Origin of the sequence: Streptomyces sp. bgisy159 (assembly GCF_965341775.1) — a bacterium.
Lineage (GTDB): Bacteria > Actinomycetota > Actinomycetes > Streptomycetales > Streptomycetaceae > Streptomyces.
On record NZ_CBDQZH010000029.1, the window covers coordinates 1 to 13,201 of the forward strand.

The 13,201-nt window shown below is 73.6% G+C and carries 13 protein-coding genes; 8 read left to right on the forward strand and 5 right to left on the reverse strand.

The window, feature by feature from the left end; translation table 11 throughout:
* Positions 1-1,346: amidase (locus tag ACSLTV_RS24715; RefSeq protein WP_435612906.1), on the reverse strand; the 1,346-nt coding region annotated here is incomplete at its 3' end.
* A 143-nt stretch (positions 1,347-1,489) separates the two neighbouring features.
* On the opposite strand from ACSLTV_RS24715, the gene ACSLTV_RS24720 reads away from it, so the two are divergent.
* The 4 genes from ACSLTV_RS24720 (at position 1,490) to ACSLTV_RS24735 (ending at position 4,663) form a co-directional block, all read left to right on the forward strand.
* Positions 1,490-2,515: an enolase C-terminal domain-like protein gene (locus ACSLTV_RS24720; protein ID WP_435612907.1), complete on the forward strand. Its 1,026-nt coding sequence runs from the start codon at positions 1,490-1,492 to the stop codon at positions 2,513-2,515.
* The gene (locus tag ACSLTV_RS24725) at positions 2,512-3,267 is read left to right on the forward strand and encodes an SDR family NAD(P)-dependent oxidoreductase (protein WP_432136751.1); all 756 of its coding nucleotides are present in this window, start codon (positions 2,512-2,514) and stop codon (positions 3,265-3,267) included. Before ACSLTV_RS24720 ends, ACSLTV_RS24725 begins: the two co-directional genes overlap by 4 nt.
* Positions 3,264-4,211, forward strand: coding sequence for an aldo/keto reductase (locus ACSLTV_RS24730; protein WP_435612908.1), 948 nt, complete (start codon positions 3,264-3,266; stop codon positions 4,209-4,211). The genes ACSLTV_RS24725 and ACSLTV_RS24730 overlap by 4 nt, the downstream gene beginning before the upstream one ends.
* A gap of 167 nt (positions 4,212-4,378) precedes the next feature.
* Positions 4,379-4,663, forward strand: a complete 285-nt coding sequence (locus tag ACSLTV_RS24735; RefSeq protein ID WP_435612909.1) for an amidohydrolase family protein — start codon at positions 4,379-4,381, stop codon at positions 4,661-4,663.
* On the opposite strand, the gene ACSLTV_RS24740 is transcribed toward ACSLTV_RS24735, so the two are convergent.
* Positions 4,606-6,027: a lipase maturation factor family protein gene (locus tag ACSLTV_RS24740; RefSeq protein WP_432155344.1), complete on the reverse strand. Its 1,422-nt coding sequence runs from the start codon at positions 6,025-6,027 to the stop codon at positions 4,606-4,608. The two genes, ACSLTV_RS24735 and ACSLTV_RS24740, sit on opposite strands and share 58 nt — an antisense overlap.
* Positions 6,028-6,122: 95 nt before the next feature.
* On the opposite strand from ACSLTV_RS24740, the gene ACSLTV_RS24745 reads away from it, so the two are divergent.
* The 3 genes from ACSLTV_RS24745 (at position 6,123) to ACSLTV_RS24755 (ending at position 9,729) form a co-directional block, all read left to right on the forward strand.
* A complete protein-coding gene (locus ACSLTV_RS24745) occupies positions 6,123-8,210 on the forward strand; it encodes a SpoIIE family protein phosphatase (protein WP_432136748.1) in 2,088 nt (695 codons plus the stop codon).
* A gap of 23 nt (positions 8,211-8,233) precedes the next feature.
* Positions 8,234-9,097, forward strand: coding sequence for an Fpg/Nei family DNA glycosylase (locus ACSLTV_RS24750; RefSeq protein WP_432136747.1), 864 nt, complete (start codon positions 8,234-8,236; stop codon positions 9,095-9,097).
* 83 nt (positions 9,098-9,180) lie between these two features.
* Complete coding sequence (locus ACSLTV_RS24755; RefSeq protein WP_432136746.1) at positions 9,181-9,729, forward strand: isochorismatase family protein; 549 nt, start codon at positions 9,181-9,183, stop codon at positions 9,727-9,729.
* Positions 9,730-9,788: 59 nt separating this feature from the next.
* On the opposite strand, the gene ACSLTV_RS24760 is transcribed toward ACSLTV_RS24755, so the two are convergent.
* From ACSLTV_RS24760 to ACSLTV_RS24770, 3 genes are all read right to left on the reverse strand, one after another.
* Positions 9,789-10,448 carry a zf-HC2 domain-containing protein gene (locus ACSLTV_RS24760; protein WP_432136745.1) on the reverse strand — a complete coding sequence of 220 codons (660 nt, stop codon included), beginning with the start codon at positions 10,446-10,448 and terminating at the stop codon, positions 9,789-9,791.
* Positions 10,449-10,587: 139 nt separating this feature from the next.
* Positions 10,588-11,100, reverse strand: a complete 513-nt coding sequence (locus ACSLTV_RS24765; protein ID WP_432155342.1) for a hypothetical protein — start codon at positions 11,098-11,100, stop codon at positions 10,588-10,590.
* Positions 11,101-11,235: 135 nt separating this feature from the next.
* On the reverse strand, positions 11,236-11,784 hold the full coding sequence (locus ACSLTV_RS24770; protein ID WP_432136743.1) for a sigma-70 family RNA polymerase sigma factor: 549 nt from the start codon (positions 11,782-11,784) through the stop codon (positions 11,236-11,238).
* A 258-nt stretch (positions 11,785-12,042) separates the two neighbouring features.
* On the opposite strand from ACSLTV_RS24770, the gene ACSLTV_RS24775 reads away from it, so the two are divergent.
* Positions 12,043-13,200, forward strand: coding sequence for a CapA family protein (locus ACSLTV_RS24775; RefSeq protein WP_432136742.1), 1,158 nt, complete (start codon positions 12,043-12,045; stop codon positions 13,198-13,200).
* The last annotated feature ends 1 nt before the right edge of the window (position 13,201 follow it).

Below are 13,201 nucleotides of genomic sequence, written 5' to 3' on the forward strand. Positions count from 1 at the left end.
CCCAGTGGGGGTCCCCCCCCCCGGCGCCAGGGCCGCGACTCCTCCAACTGCTCCGCCAGCGCCAGCAGTCGCCCTTCCGTCCCGGGCCGCCCCACCAACTGGACCGCCGTCGGGGCACCCGACGGCAGCGCGCCCAGCGGGACCGTCATCGCCGGCCAGCCGGTCAGGTTCCACGGCGGTGTCAGCGGCGCATAGGCGGTGTTCGCCAGGAGATTGCGCAGCCACCCCCGCCGGTGCCAGGGCGCCGACCGCGGGGAGCGGCGGGCCAGCGCCGGGGTGAGCAGCACGTCGTACTCGGTCAGGAACGGCTCCAGCCGCCGCCGCAGCCGCTCGCGCGCCGCCCCCGAGCGGGCCGCCGTGACGAACCGCCGCCCCACCGCCGCGTGCACCCGGGTCCGTCGGTCCAGCAGCCGCGGGTCCAGACCCCGGGCGTCCACGGCCGTGCCCGCCGTCCAGTGGGTGAGCGCGGTGACGCCCAGCGACAGCGGATACGGCGGCTCCGCGCGCCGCACCCGGTGCCCCGCCCCCGCCAGCACCGCGGCCGCCTCCCGCACCGCGTCGGCGTACGGCGCGGCGACGGGAACCCCGGCCAGCGGGCTGCGCAGGGACACCGCGATCCGCCGGACGCCCGGCTCACCGGCGCCGGGAACGTCCGTGTCCGCCAGGACCGACAGCATCAGGCGCGCGTCGGCCACCGTGGTGGCCAGCGGGCCGTTCTCCGCCATGCCGAACCAGGCGCCGTCGCCGATGCCCGCCGGCACCGTCCCGTGACCCGGCTTGACGGTGACCAGACCGCACACGGCCGCCGGGATGCGCAGCGATCCCATCCCGTCGTTGCCGAGCGCCAGCGGCGCGAAGCCCGCGGCGACGGCGGCGGCGCTGCCGCCCGAGGAGCCGCCCGCCGAGCGGGAGGTGTCCCAGGGATTGCGGGCCGTGCCGTGCACCCCGTCCGTCGTGCCGAAGACGCACAGCTCCGGCACCTGTGTCAGCCCCACGACCACCGCGCCGGCCGCCCGCAGCCGGGCCACGGTCACATGGTCCTCGACGGCGGGGGTGTCCGGGGTCGCCGTCGAGCCGACGCGCATCGTCTCGCCGCGCACCGGGAGGTTGTCCTTGACGGCCACCGGCACCCCCGCGAGCGGCAGCCGGGCCAGATCGCCGCGAGCGCCGACCTCGTCGGCCTCGGCCCGGGCCGCCGCCGCGCGCACCGAGCGGAACGCGCCGATCCGCCCGTCCAGCCGGGCGATCCGGTCGAGATGGTCCACCACCACCTCGCGCGGCGTGACCCGCCTCTCCCGCACGGCGGCGGCGATCTCGACGGCGGTACGGCCGGTCCAGCTGCTCACGGAGACTCCTCGGACGATGGGACACTCAATCAATCATCGGATCAATATGGGGCAAAGACCGGCCGACCGAGCGCTGCGGGGTGTTGTGACAGGGATGCTCCCTGATGGATATCGGATGGCTGCCGCTCGGTGAAAGGGGTCCCGTGAGTCCGATCCCGGCCCGCGTCACCGCCCTCGACACCTACGACATCCGGTTCCCCACCTCCCGGGAACTCGACGGGTCCGACGCGATGAACCCCGACCCCGACTACTCGGCCGCCTACGCCGTACTGCGCACCGACGCCGCCGACGGCCACCAGGGACACGGGTTCACCTTCACCATCGGGCGGGGCAACGACGTCCAGGTCGCCGCGATCGAGGCGCTGCGCGAGCACGTGGTGGGACGCGAGGTCGACCGGCTCTGCGCCGACCCCGGCACCCTGAGCCGCGACCTGGTCGGCGACAGCCAGCTGCGCTGGCTCGGCCCCGAGAAGGGTGTGATGCACATGGCGATCGGCGCCGTCGTCAACGCCGCCTGGGACCTCGCCGCCAAGCGCGCGGGCAAGCCGCTGTGGCGGCTGCTCGCCGAGGCCGAACCCGAGTGGCTGGTCCGGCAGATCGACTTCCGCTACCTCACCGACGCCCTGACTCCCGACGACGCCCTGCGCCTGCTGTGGCGCGGCAAGGAGGGCTCCGCCGAGCGGACCGCCCGCCTCCTGGAACGCGGCTACCCCGCCTACACCACCTCCGCCGGCTGGCTCGGCTACGACGACGCCGAGCTCACCCGGCTCGCCGCCCAGGCCGGCGCCCTCGACGTCCTCCAGCTCGACGCGGCCCGCGTCGGCGGGGTCAACGAGAACCTCGCGATCCTGCTGCTGGCGGCCAGGTTCGGCGTGCCGGTCTGCCCGCACGCCGGCGGCGTCGGCCTGTGCGAACTCGTCCAGCACCTGTCGATGTTCGACTACGTGGCCCTCTCCGGCACCACCGAGGACCGCGTCATCGAGTACGTCGACCATCTGCACGATCACTTCCTCGAACCGGTGGTGATCCGGGACGGCCACTACACGGCACCCACCGCGCCCGGCTTCTCGGCCGCGATGCTCCCCGGGGCCGTCGCGCGCTACACCTACCCCGACGGCGCCTTCTGGGCCGCCGACCTCGCCACCGGCCGGAAGGAGCAGGCTGCATGAACGACTTCGAGGGGCTGCGCGCCCTGGTCACGGGCGGCGCCTCCGGCATCGGCCGGGCCACCGCCGCACTGCTCGCCGAGCGGGGCGCCCGGGTCGCCGTCCTCGACCTCGACCCGTCCGGCGTCGAGCGACCGCTGCTCGGATACCGCGCCGACGTCACCGACGACGCCTCGGTCCGTACGGCGGTCGCCGCGGCCGCCGCCGACCTCGGCGGGCTGGACGTCGTGGTCAACAACGCGGGCGTCGGCGCCCAGGGCACCGTCGAGGACAACGACGACGCCGAATGGCACCGCGTCCTCGACGTCAACGTCGTCGGCATGGTGCGGGTGGCCCGCGCCGCACTGCCGTACCTGCGGGCCTCCGCGCATGCCGCCGTCGTCAACACCTGCTCGGTGGCCGCCACCGCCGGGCTCCCGCAGCGCGCGCTCTACAGCGCCACCAAGGGCGCCGTGCAGTCCCTCACCCTCGCCATGGCCGCCGACCACGTCCGCGAGGGCATCCGCGTCAACTGCGTCAACCCCGGTACCGCGGACACCCCGTGGATCGGCCGCCTGCTCGACCGGGCGGACGATCCGGTCGCCGAACGCGCCGCCCTCGAAGCCCGCCAGCCCACGGGCCGGCTGGTCAGCGCCGCCGAGGTCGCGGGCGCCATCGCCTACCTGGCGAGCCCCCTGTCCGGCGCCACCACCGGCACCGCCCTCGCCGTCGACGGCGGCATGCAGGGCCTGCGCCCGCGGCCGGCGGCGTCATGAGCGCCGCCGCCGAACTCGGTTTCGGAGCCGCCGGCATCGCCGGCCTCTACACCGAGGTCCGCGACCAGCAGGCCTACGACGCCGTCCAGGCGGCCTGGCGGCACGGCATCCGCACCTTCGACACCGCGCCCCACTACGGCCTCGGCCTCTCCGAACGCCGCCTGGGCGAGGCCCTGCGCGAGCACCCCCGCGACCGGTACCGGATCTCCACCAAGGTCGGCCGCCGCCTCGAACCCGCCGACGGCACCGGCGACGACCGCGCGGGCGGCTTCGCCGTCCCCGCCACCGACCGCCGGGTCTGGGACTTCACCGCCGACGGCATCCGCCGCACCCTGGAGGCCAGCCTGGAGCGCCTCGGCCTCGACCGGGTCGACACCGTCTACCTGCACGACCCCGACGACCACGCCGAACAGGCCTTCCGCGAGGGCTATCCCGCGCTGGAGGACCTGCGCTCCGAGGGCGTCGTCCGCGCGATCGGCGCCGGCATGAACCAGTCCGCCATGCTCACCCGCTTCGTGCGCGACACCGACGTCGACGTGGTGCTCTGCGCGGGCCGCCACACCCTCCTCGACCACGGCGCCCTCACCGACCTGCTCCCCGCCGCCCTGGAACGCGGAGTACCGGTGGTCATCGGCGGTGCCTTCAATTCCGGCCTGCTGGCCGACCCGAGACCGGACGCCACCTACGACTACGGCCGGGCGCCCGGCGACCTGGTGGAGCGCGCCCTGCGCCTGAAGGAGGCCGCCGAACGTCACGGCACCACCCTGCGCGCCGCCGCCCTCGCCTACAGCGCCGCCCACCCGGCCGTCGGGCACGTCCTGATCGGCGCCCGCTCGGCCGCAGAGGTCGACGACTGTGTACGCCAGTTCCGCACGCCCGTCCCCGCCGCGCTCTGGGCGGAACTGCGGGCCTCGGGCCTGCTCCCGGTGGGGGAGTGGCCGTGACCGTACGGTGGGCACCGGCCGCCGTCGCCGAACCGGCCTGGTGCACGACCTGGTCGTGCTCGACTCGACCACCAGCTCCCGGCCCGCGCCGAGGCCCTGCCCGCGCTCACCTTCGTCCTGGACCACCTCCGGCCGCACTGCCCAACACCGTGTGCAAGGTGTCCGGCATGGTCACCGAGGCCGACTGGACGGCATGGCGCACTGCGGACCTGCGGCCCAACTGGGACACCGTGCTGGACGCCTTCGGCCCCGACCGCCTGATGTTCGGCTCGGGCTGGCCGGTGTGCACCCTCGCGGCCGGCTACGCCCAGGTCGTTCAGGCCGTCGACGCCCCGTCCGGCGAACCGGGGCGGGACGAGCGCCACCAGCTCTTCGAGGCGACCGCCACCCGCGTCTACGGCCTGCGGGCCGGGCCGGCCAGCCGGGTCGGCGGCAGGAACTCCCGCACATAGGCGCGCTCCCAGCACGCGCCCGTCTCCCGCAGCTCCCGCCAGGTGGTGAACCGGTAGCGGTAGAGACGGGCACGGACGTGCCGGGGCGGCCGGTCGGGCGGGAACGGGGACCGGCGCAGCAGCCTCAGTGTGTCGCGGTCGTTCTCCAGCAGCCGCTCCACCAGCGCGCCGAACCAGGACCCGGCGTAGGCCGGGGACAGCGCGGCGAACCACATCATCCAGTCCAGCCGCAGGTGGTAGGGGGCGAACTGGCGCGGCCAGCGCCGGGGGTCACCGGGCTTGCCCCGGAACTCGTACTCCCGCCACTCGGAGTCCTCCCGGGGCACGTCGTCGAGCGTGCCCTCGACCACCACCTCGTGGCGCACCCGGCTGACGCTGCCGAACGCCCCGTAGGTGTTGACCAGGTGCAGCGGGTCGAAGGAGCGGTTCATGACCTGGCGCCGGGAGATCATGTTCACCACCGGGCGACGGCTGAGGAACAGCAGCAGCGCGGCCACCGCGAGCACCACCACCTCGTACCAGAGCGGGGCGCCGGGTGTGGCCGGGGCGTCGTACGGCAGCCGAAGCGCGGGCACGGCGAGCACGATGGTGATCCAGTTCAGCCAGGCGAAGTTGCCGCTCAGCACCAGCCACAGCTGCGTGACGATCATTAGCGAGGCGGCCGCCGTCGCGACCGGCTGCGGGGCGAACAGCAGCACCGGGACCACCAGCTGGGTGACATGGTTGGCGGCCACCTCCACCCGGTGCAGGGGCCGGGGCAGACGGTGGAAGAACCAGCTCAGCGGGCCGGGCATCGGCTGGGTCTCGTGGTGGTGGTCCAGACAGCTCAGATTCCGCCAGCAGGGATCGCCGCGCAGTTTGATCAGCCCGGCGCCGAACTCCACCCGGAACAGCACCCACCGCAGCAGGAACAGCACCACGACCGGCGGCGCCACCTCGTCGTTGCCCAGGAACACGGCGAGGAACCCGGTCTCCAGCAGCAGCGACTCCCACCCGAAGCCGTACCACGTCTGGCCCACGTTGACGATCGACAGGTACAGCGCCCACGGCACCAGCCACAGCACCATCGCCGCCGCCAGCGGAACGTGGGCGTCCACGCCCGCCACAAGCGCCGCCGACACCGCGCAGCCCGCCCAGGCGCAGCCCGCGAAGAACCGGTCCGAGTAGTGCAGCTGGAACACGCCGGGCGCCTGCCGGAACGGCACCCGGGCGACGAACCGCGGCACCGGCAGCATGCCGCGCTCCCCGATCAGCGCACGGAACTGCAGCGCCGCGGACAGGAACGCCACCAGGTAGAGCACGGCCAGGGCCCGCTGGAAGACGAGCCGGCCCAGCCAGTAGTCGGGCTCGGTGAACCACTCCACGGACGTGTGCTCCTTCCCGCCGCGCTGTGCTCGGTACTGTGCCAGTACCGCGAGCCCCGGTCGAAGAATCGGACAAATGCTGGCAAGGTGGCCCCATGGCTGATCGGGGAGCGAGCGCCCTGTCCCTCCCGGACGACTGGCCCGCCCACCCGGACCCGATCCTGGCGCTCAACCGCATGGGCACCTTCGACTGGGACCTGGACACCGGCATGTTCCACATGGACGCCCGGGCCCACGAGATCTTCGACATGCGCCCCGACGAGTTCGACGGCCGCCCGGAATCCCTCTCGCAGCGGGTACCCAGCGCGGAGGCGCTGCGCCTGGACGCGCTGGTCGCCCAGGCCATCAAGGACGGCAGCGAGAACTACGGCGCCTACTTCCGGCTCCGGCTGCGCGACGGCGCCCTGCGCTGGACCCACACCCAGGGCTACATCCGGCGCGACGGCACCGGCCGCCCGCGCCGGATCGTCGGTATCGTCCGCGACGCCACCGAGGAGCTCGGCGAACTGGCCACCCGCCGCGACGAGCCCACCCCGGCCGACAGCCGCCGCACCCAGACCCACGTCGTCCAGCTCACCACGGCGGCCCTGGCCCACGCCCGGACCGTGCAGGACGTCATCGACGTCCTCAAGGACACCCACGGACTCACCCATCTGGGCGCCACCAGCCTCGTCATGGGCCTGGTCGAGGCCGACCGGATCCGGCTGATCGCCGAGGGCCCCGAGGGAAGCTTCGTGCCGGGCACCCTGGTCACCGGCATCGACGAGCCGTACCCGATGAGCGAGGTCGTGCGTACCCTCACGCCCCGGTTCATCGAGTCCCCAGAGGAGTTCGCCGTCGGCTACCCCATCCTCTGGCCGCACATCACCGGCCTGAAGATCACCGCCGCCGCCTACCTTCCGCTGATCGTCCAGGCCCGCCCCATCGGAGCGATGGGCCTGCTCTACAGCGACCGCACCCGCTTCCGCCCCGAGGAGCGCGACATCCTCGTGGCACTCGGCAGCAGCATCGCGCAGAGCATGCAGCGGGCGATGTTCTACGAGCAGGAGAAGGACATCGCCCAGGGCCTGCAGCAGGCCATGCTGCCGCGCACCATCCCCAGCGTGCCCGGCGCCGACGTCGCCGTCCGCTACCGGGCCGCCACCATCGGCGGCAGCCTCGGCCGGGACATCGGCGGCGACTGGTACGACCTGATCCCGCTGCCCGGCAGCCGGGTCGGCGCGGTCATCGGCGACGTCCAGGGGCATGACACGCACGCCGCCGCCGTCATGGGCCAGCTGCGCATCGTGCTGCGCGCCTACGCGGCAGAGGGGCACCCCCCGGCCACGGTGATGGCCCGCGCCTCCGTCTTCCTCCACGAACTCGACACCGACCGCTTCGCGACCTGCCTGTACGCCGAGGCCGACCTGTCCACCGGGGTGGTGCAGGTGGTCCGGGCGGGGCACATCGACCCGCTGGTGCGCGGCACCGACCGCACCTGCCGGCGGATCGAGGTCCCCGGCGGGCTGCCGCTAGGGCTGTCGGCGGAGTTCGGCAGCCTGCAGTACCCCGTCGGCACGGTCGAGCTGGACCCCGGGGCCACCCTGCTGCTGTGCACCGACGGCCTGGTCGAGCAGCCCGGCGCCGACCTGGACGACGGCATGTGCGGTCTCGCCGAGATGATCGCGGCCGGACCCGACGACGTCCGGGCCCTCGCCGACCGGCTGATCGACGCCGCCGAGGAACGCGGGGGCGACGACGACGTGGCGCTGCTCCTGCTGCGCCGTCGGGGCGAGGACACCCCGCGGGCCGGCGGCCGCCTCCAGCAGCACGTGGCGTCCGGCGACCCCGAGGCGCTGGCCCACGCCCGGCACATGATCCGCGCCGCCGTGCGCGGCTGGGGCGCCGGGGACCGCGCCGACGAGATCGAACTGGTCGCCGACGAGCTGGTCACCAACGCGCTGATGCACACCGAGGGCGCCGCCATCCTCACCCTGCGGGTCCTCACCGGCGCCGACCGCCGGCTGCGGGTGGAGGTCGAGGACTCCTCCAGCGCCCTGCCGCGCCGGCGCGAAGCCGGGGAGTCCGGGGTCTCCGGGCGCGGGCTGCTCCTCGTCGACCTGCTGACCGACGGGTGGGGCGTGGAGGCGCGGGGCGGCGGGAAGTGCGTGTGGTGCGAGTTCATCGTGCCCGCACAGGGCTGAGCCGTCGATGGCACCCTTGACGTATGCCCGAACTCCCCGAGGTGGAAGCGCTCAAGGACTTCCTGACCGAGCACCTCGTCGGTCAGCGGATCGTGCGCGTGCTGCCCGTCGCGATCAGCGTCCTGAAGACGTACGACCCGCCGGTCACGGCCCTTGAGGACCATCCGGTCACGGCGGTGCACCGCCACGGCAAGTTCCTCGACGTGGAGACCGCAGGCGGCCCCCGGCTGCTCACCCATCTGGCGCGGGCCGGCTGGCTGCACTGGAAGGACCCGCTGCCCGGCGGCATGCCGCGCCCCGGCAAGGGCCCGCTGGCGCTGCGGGTGGCCCTGGAGACCGGCGCGGGCTTCGACCTCACCGAGGCCGGCACCCAGAAGCGCCTCGCGGTGTACGTCGTCCGCGAACCGCGGGAGGTCCCCGGGGTGGCCCGGCTGGGCCCCGACCCGCTCGCCGACGACTTCGACGAGGAGCGGTTCGCGGCACTGCTCGCCGGGGAGCGCCGCCGGATCAAGGGCGCCCTGCGCGACCAGGGCCTGATCGCCGGGGTCGGCAACGCCTACAGCGACGAGATCCTGCACGCCGCGCGCATGTCCCCGTTCAAGGTGGCGGCCACCCTGACCCCGGAGCAGACGCACGCCCTGTACACGGCGCTGCGCACCACGCTCACGGAGGCGGTGGAGCGCTCCCGTGGCCTGGCCGCCGGCCGGCTGAAGGCGGAGAAGAAGTCCGGCCTGCGTGTCCACGGCCGCACCGGTGAGCCCTGCCCGGTCTGCGGCGACACCGTCCGCGAGGTCTCCTTCAGCGACTCCTCCCTGCAGTACTGCCCCACCTGCCAGACCGGCGGGAAGCCACTGGCCGACCGCAGACTGTCCCGGCTGCTGAAATAATCCCGGCGATGCGCGATCATTGGGGGCCGACGGACCGGGCCTCACCGGGCCTCACCGGGCCCAGGACTCCACCAGGGGGACGCATGACCACCCTTCCCGACCGGCCGCACACCGCGCTGCTGGTCATCGACGTCCAGAACGGCGTCGTGTCCGAGGCCCACGACCGAGAGGGAGTGCTGCGGAACATCGGCACCCTGGTCGAACGGGCGCGTGCGGCGGACGTCCCGGTGGTGTGGATACAGCACTCCGACCGGTGGCTGAAACGCGACACCGACGCCTGGCGGTACGTCCCCGAACTGGTCCGGGGGACCGCCGAGCCCCTCGTCCACAAGACCTACCGGGACTCTTTCGAGGCCACCGAACTGGAGTCGGTGCTCGCCGGGCTCGGGGTGGGCAGCCTGGTCGTCACCGGCGCCCAGACCGACTTCTGCGTCCGTTCCACGCTCCACGGAGCCCTGGCGCGCGGCTACGACGTGACCCTGGTCGGCGACGCGCACACCACGGAGAGCCTGCCGGTCGCCGGAGCGCCGGCCCCGGAGCAGGTGATCGCCCACACCAACTTCTACTGGAACGGCCAGCGCGCTCCGGGCCGCCGGACGGCCACCGTGGCCACGCGAGAGGTCACCTTCTAGCCCGCCGCGGGGGCGCGCCACCTGCCGGCGCCGCCGCGGGACCCGGGTCGCAGGCGGCCCTATTCCCGGGGCGAGGGCAGCTGCACCAGCGTCCGGCCCTCGGTCGTGCGGATCTCGTAGTGCGCGATCTGGTCGGTGTGCCAGGCCGAGCCACCGTGCATCGTGCTGGGCCGGGCGTCGTGGTCGGGGGCCGACCAGCTGGTGACCGTGTGCTCGGAGCCGTCCAGGCCCACGATGACCAGACGGCAGGTACGGGGGCCGGCGGCGTCCTTCACCTTCACCTCGACCTGGCTGCCCCAGGGCATGTCCTCGGTCGTCACCTGGGCCCACACGCCCGAGCGTTCGTCCGTCGCGGTCACCCGCACGGCGTCGTCGCCCCCGCCGCCGGCCAGCAGCGCGAGCGCCGGCCCCGCCACCGCCGCGACCACCGAGGCCGCCAGCCCGAACAGCACCCGCCGCCGCGCGGCACGCCGCCGGGCGGCCACCTCCGCGACCAGCCGGTCCAGCAGTCGGGGACCCGGCCCGGCGAAGGGATGCACGGTGCGCGGTGTCGCCCGCCGGTAGAGCATCAGCTGCCGGGTGGTGGCACCGAACTCGGTGACCTGGGCCGTGCACCGAGGACACTCCATGAGGTGGTCCTCGAAGCGGAACGCCTCCGCCTCGTCCAGCACGCCGAGCGCGTACGCACCGACGTCCGCATGCCTTTCCAGGGACCTCATGCCGAATCCTCGTGCCGTAGGGTGCGGGTGGGGTTACTCCTTGCTCCCACCGGTACGGACCAGGACGCGGAATCACTCACGCCCACACCGAATCGTGACCAGATGTTCGGAGCGGGCGGGCCCTCGGATTGGTCGGAATCTAAAAAAGATGGATCGCCAGGTGCCCGAGCGGCAGACCGAGCTGCCAGGCCGGCGTCCACACCTTCGGCCCCTCGTCCTCGCCCGTTCCGGCGCCGCCCGGCACCGCGTTCAGGTCGGGGGCGAGCAGTTCGGTCTCCTCCAGCCACCGCCAGGCCGCCGACGCCAGGTCCAGGTCCGGCGCCGGATCCGTCGACCCCGCCGCCCCCGCGGCCAGTTGGGCCATCCGCTCCCGCACCCAGTCCTGCCACGGCTGGTCGTACGCCGTGAGCGACAGCCAGGTCTCCAGCTGGGTGACGACCCGGATCCCGGGCAGCTCGCCGTCGGTGTCCGAGAGGAAGATGGTCAGCGCCAGCGCGTCGCGGCCGGCGCGGAACTCGAAGGACGTCGGTGGCATGAGATCGCCGGTCCGCAGCAGTTCGTCGGCGATGTACTCGGCGTAGAACCAGGCCATGGGAACGGTGAGTTCGCCGTCGTCGGCGCCGTCCGCAGGCTCGTGACCTCTGTGCAGCATCCCTTCCTGCCTTCCTCCGGTGCGTGCGCGTCGCCCGATACCGGGTCCCGGTCCGGAACACGGATGAGGACAGCCGATTACTCAACAGGGGTCGTCGGCAAGGCGCTTTACGGAGGTTTGACTCGACTGCTGGTTTCAGTGCAGGTCGGCCGCGTATCCGGGCAGCACCCGGCGCAGGGCGCGCAGCGCGTAGTACGCGCGGGACTTCACCGTACCGGGCGGAATCCCCAGCGTTTCGGCGGCTTCCGCCACACTGGCCCCCTGGAAATACACCAGTACCAGTACTTCCCGGTGCTCCGGAGTGAGTGTCTTCACAGCCTCGCGCACATCCAGCGTGGCCACGGCCCGCTCGGCGTGATCGGCGGCCGCGGGAGCGTGTTCCAGTACCGAGTCCGCCACTTCGGCGGGCCGCGCCTGCCGGGCGCGCCGCGCGTCGATGGCGAGCCGCCGGCCCACGGTCATCAGCCAGGGCCGTACGGAGTCGAAGTCGTCGGCGCGCAGCGCCTCCGGGTGCTGCCAGGCGCGCACCAGGGTCTCCTGGAGGAGATCCTCGGCGCGCTGCCGGTCTCCGTCGCACAGCCTGAGCAGCAGCGCGAACAGCGGCCGGCCGTGCTCGCGCTGCAGTGCGGCGAGCTCGTGTTCGGCGGTGGTCGTGGGGTGCGGGAAGGCGGTAGCGGCCGTCATGCGCGTATGGCACCCCAGGCGAGCGGTTTCGGACAGGGCGCGCACACGGGTCTGCGACGGACGGTCGATCGCGTCGACGAACGGTTCGACGAACGGTCGGCTCACCCGCCTGGTTCCCTGCCCGGCTCCGCGTCCGGCTACGCCGATCGCGCGCATCGGCGGGGCGGGCCAGGGAGCGCCGGGGCGGTTCGCGTCCGGAAATGGACTAGTAGTGAGGAGTGCGTAAATACGACAATCCTCCGGTAAAGGGGTGATCTGGTGATCGCGCGCAGCCGACAGCTGGCCCTCGCCCTGACGGCCGTCCTCGCGGCGGCCGCCGCCTGCCAGGCCGACGAAGACCGACCGACCGACCCGCCCGGACATCCCGCGCCCTCCGCCGCCCGGGCCCGCGGCTTCACACTCGTGGCCTCCGGCGACGTCCTGCCGCACACCTCGATCATCGACCGAGCCCGCTTCGACGCCGGCGGCACCGGCTACGACTTCCGCCCCATGCTGGAGGGCGTCAGGCCGGTCGTCTCCCGCGCCGACCTCGCGCTGTGCCACATGGAGACCGTGTACGGCGCGGACGGCCACTACTCCGGCTACCCCGCCTTCACGTCACCGCCCGAGATCGCCGAGGCGCTCGCCGCCACCGGCTACGACGGCTGCTCCACCGCCTCCAACCACAGCCTCGACGACGGCGCCGCCGGCGTCCGCCGCACCCTCGACGCCCTCGACGCCGCGGGCGTCCGCCACGCCGGCACCGCCCGCACCGAGGCCGAGGCCAACGGGATCACCCTGCTGCGCGCGGGCACCGCGAAGGTCGCCCACCTCGCCTACACCTACGACACCAACGGCTACCCCCAGCCCCCGGGGGCGCCCTGGACGGTCAACCTCATCGACCAGAACCGGATCCTCGCCGACGCCAAGGCCGCCCGGAAGGCGGGCGCCGACGTGGTCGTCGTGTCGATGCACTGGGGCACCGAATGGCAGGACGCCCCCGACGACCGCCAACTGGCCCTCGCCCGGACCCTCACCGCCTCCCGCACCGGCCACCGCCCCGACATCGACCTGATCCTCGGCACCCACGCCCACATCCCGCAGGCGTACGAGAAGGTCAACGGCACCTGGGTGGTCTACGGCATGGGCGACCAGATCGCCGGCGAGATGTTCAACCACCAGGGAGTCCGGGACCCGCGGGGCAACCAGTCCACGCTCGCCCGCTTCTCCTTCGCCCCGCCGGAACGCCCCGGCGGCCGCTGGAAGGTCACCCGGGCCGAGTTCGTGCCCCAGTTGTTCGACGTGGACGCCGGCCGGGTCCTCAACCTCAACCGCGCCCTCGCCCGGGGCGCCGACGTCCGGGGTGTACGAGACCGGATCCGGGACATGGCCCTGAGCCGGGGCGCGGCACAGGACGGCCTCACGATGGGGGAGTAGA

Excerpts from the sequence above, each read along its gene's own strand:
- ACSLTV_RS24755 (WP_432136746.1), top strand. The coding sequence starts at position 9,181 with ATGACCACCCTTCCCGACCGGCCGCACACCGCGCTGCTGGTCATCGAC.
- ACSLTV_RS24725 (WP_432136751.1), top strand. The coding sequence starts at position 2,512 with ATGAACGACTTCGAGGGGCTGCGCGCCCTGGTCACGGGCGGCGCCTCC.
- ACSLTV_RS24765 (WP_432155342.1), bottom strand. The coding sequence starts at position 11,100 with ATGCTGCACAGAGGTCACGAGCCTGCGGACGGCGCCGACGACGGCGAA.
- ACSLTV_RS24745 (WP_432136748.1), top strand. The coding sequence starts at position 6,123 with ATGGCTGATCGGGGAGCGAGCGCCCTGTCCCTCCCGGACGACTGGCCC.
- ACSLTV_RS24750 (WP_432136747.1), top strand. The coding sequence starts at position 8,234 with ATGCCCGAACTCCCCGAGGTGGAAGCGCTCAAGGACTTCCTGACCGAG.
- ACSLTV_RS24770 (WP_432136743.1), bottom strand. The coding sequence starts at position 11,784 with ATGACGGCCGCTACCGCCTTCCCGCACCCCACGACCACCGCCGAACAC.
- ACSLTV_RS24735 (WP_435612909.1), top strand. The coding sequence starts at position 4,379 with ATGGTCACCGAGGCCGACTGGACGGCATGGCGCACTGCGGACCTGCGG.
- ACSLTV_RS24760 (WP_432136745.1), bottom strand. The coding sequence starts at position 10,448 with ATGAGGTCCCTGGAAAGGCATGCGGACGTCGGTGCGTACGCGCTCGGC.
- ACSLTV_RS24730 (WP_435612908.1), top strand. The coding sequence starts at position 3,264 with ATGAGCGCCGCCGCCGAACTCGGTTTCGGAGCCGCCGGCATCGCCGGC.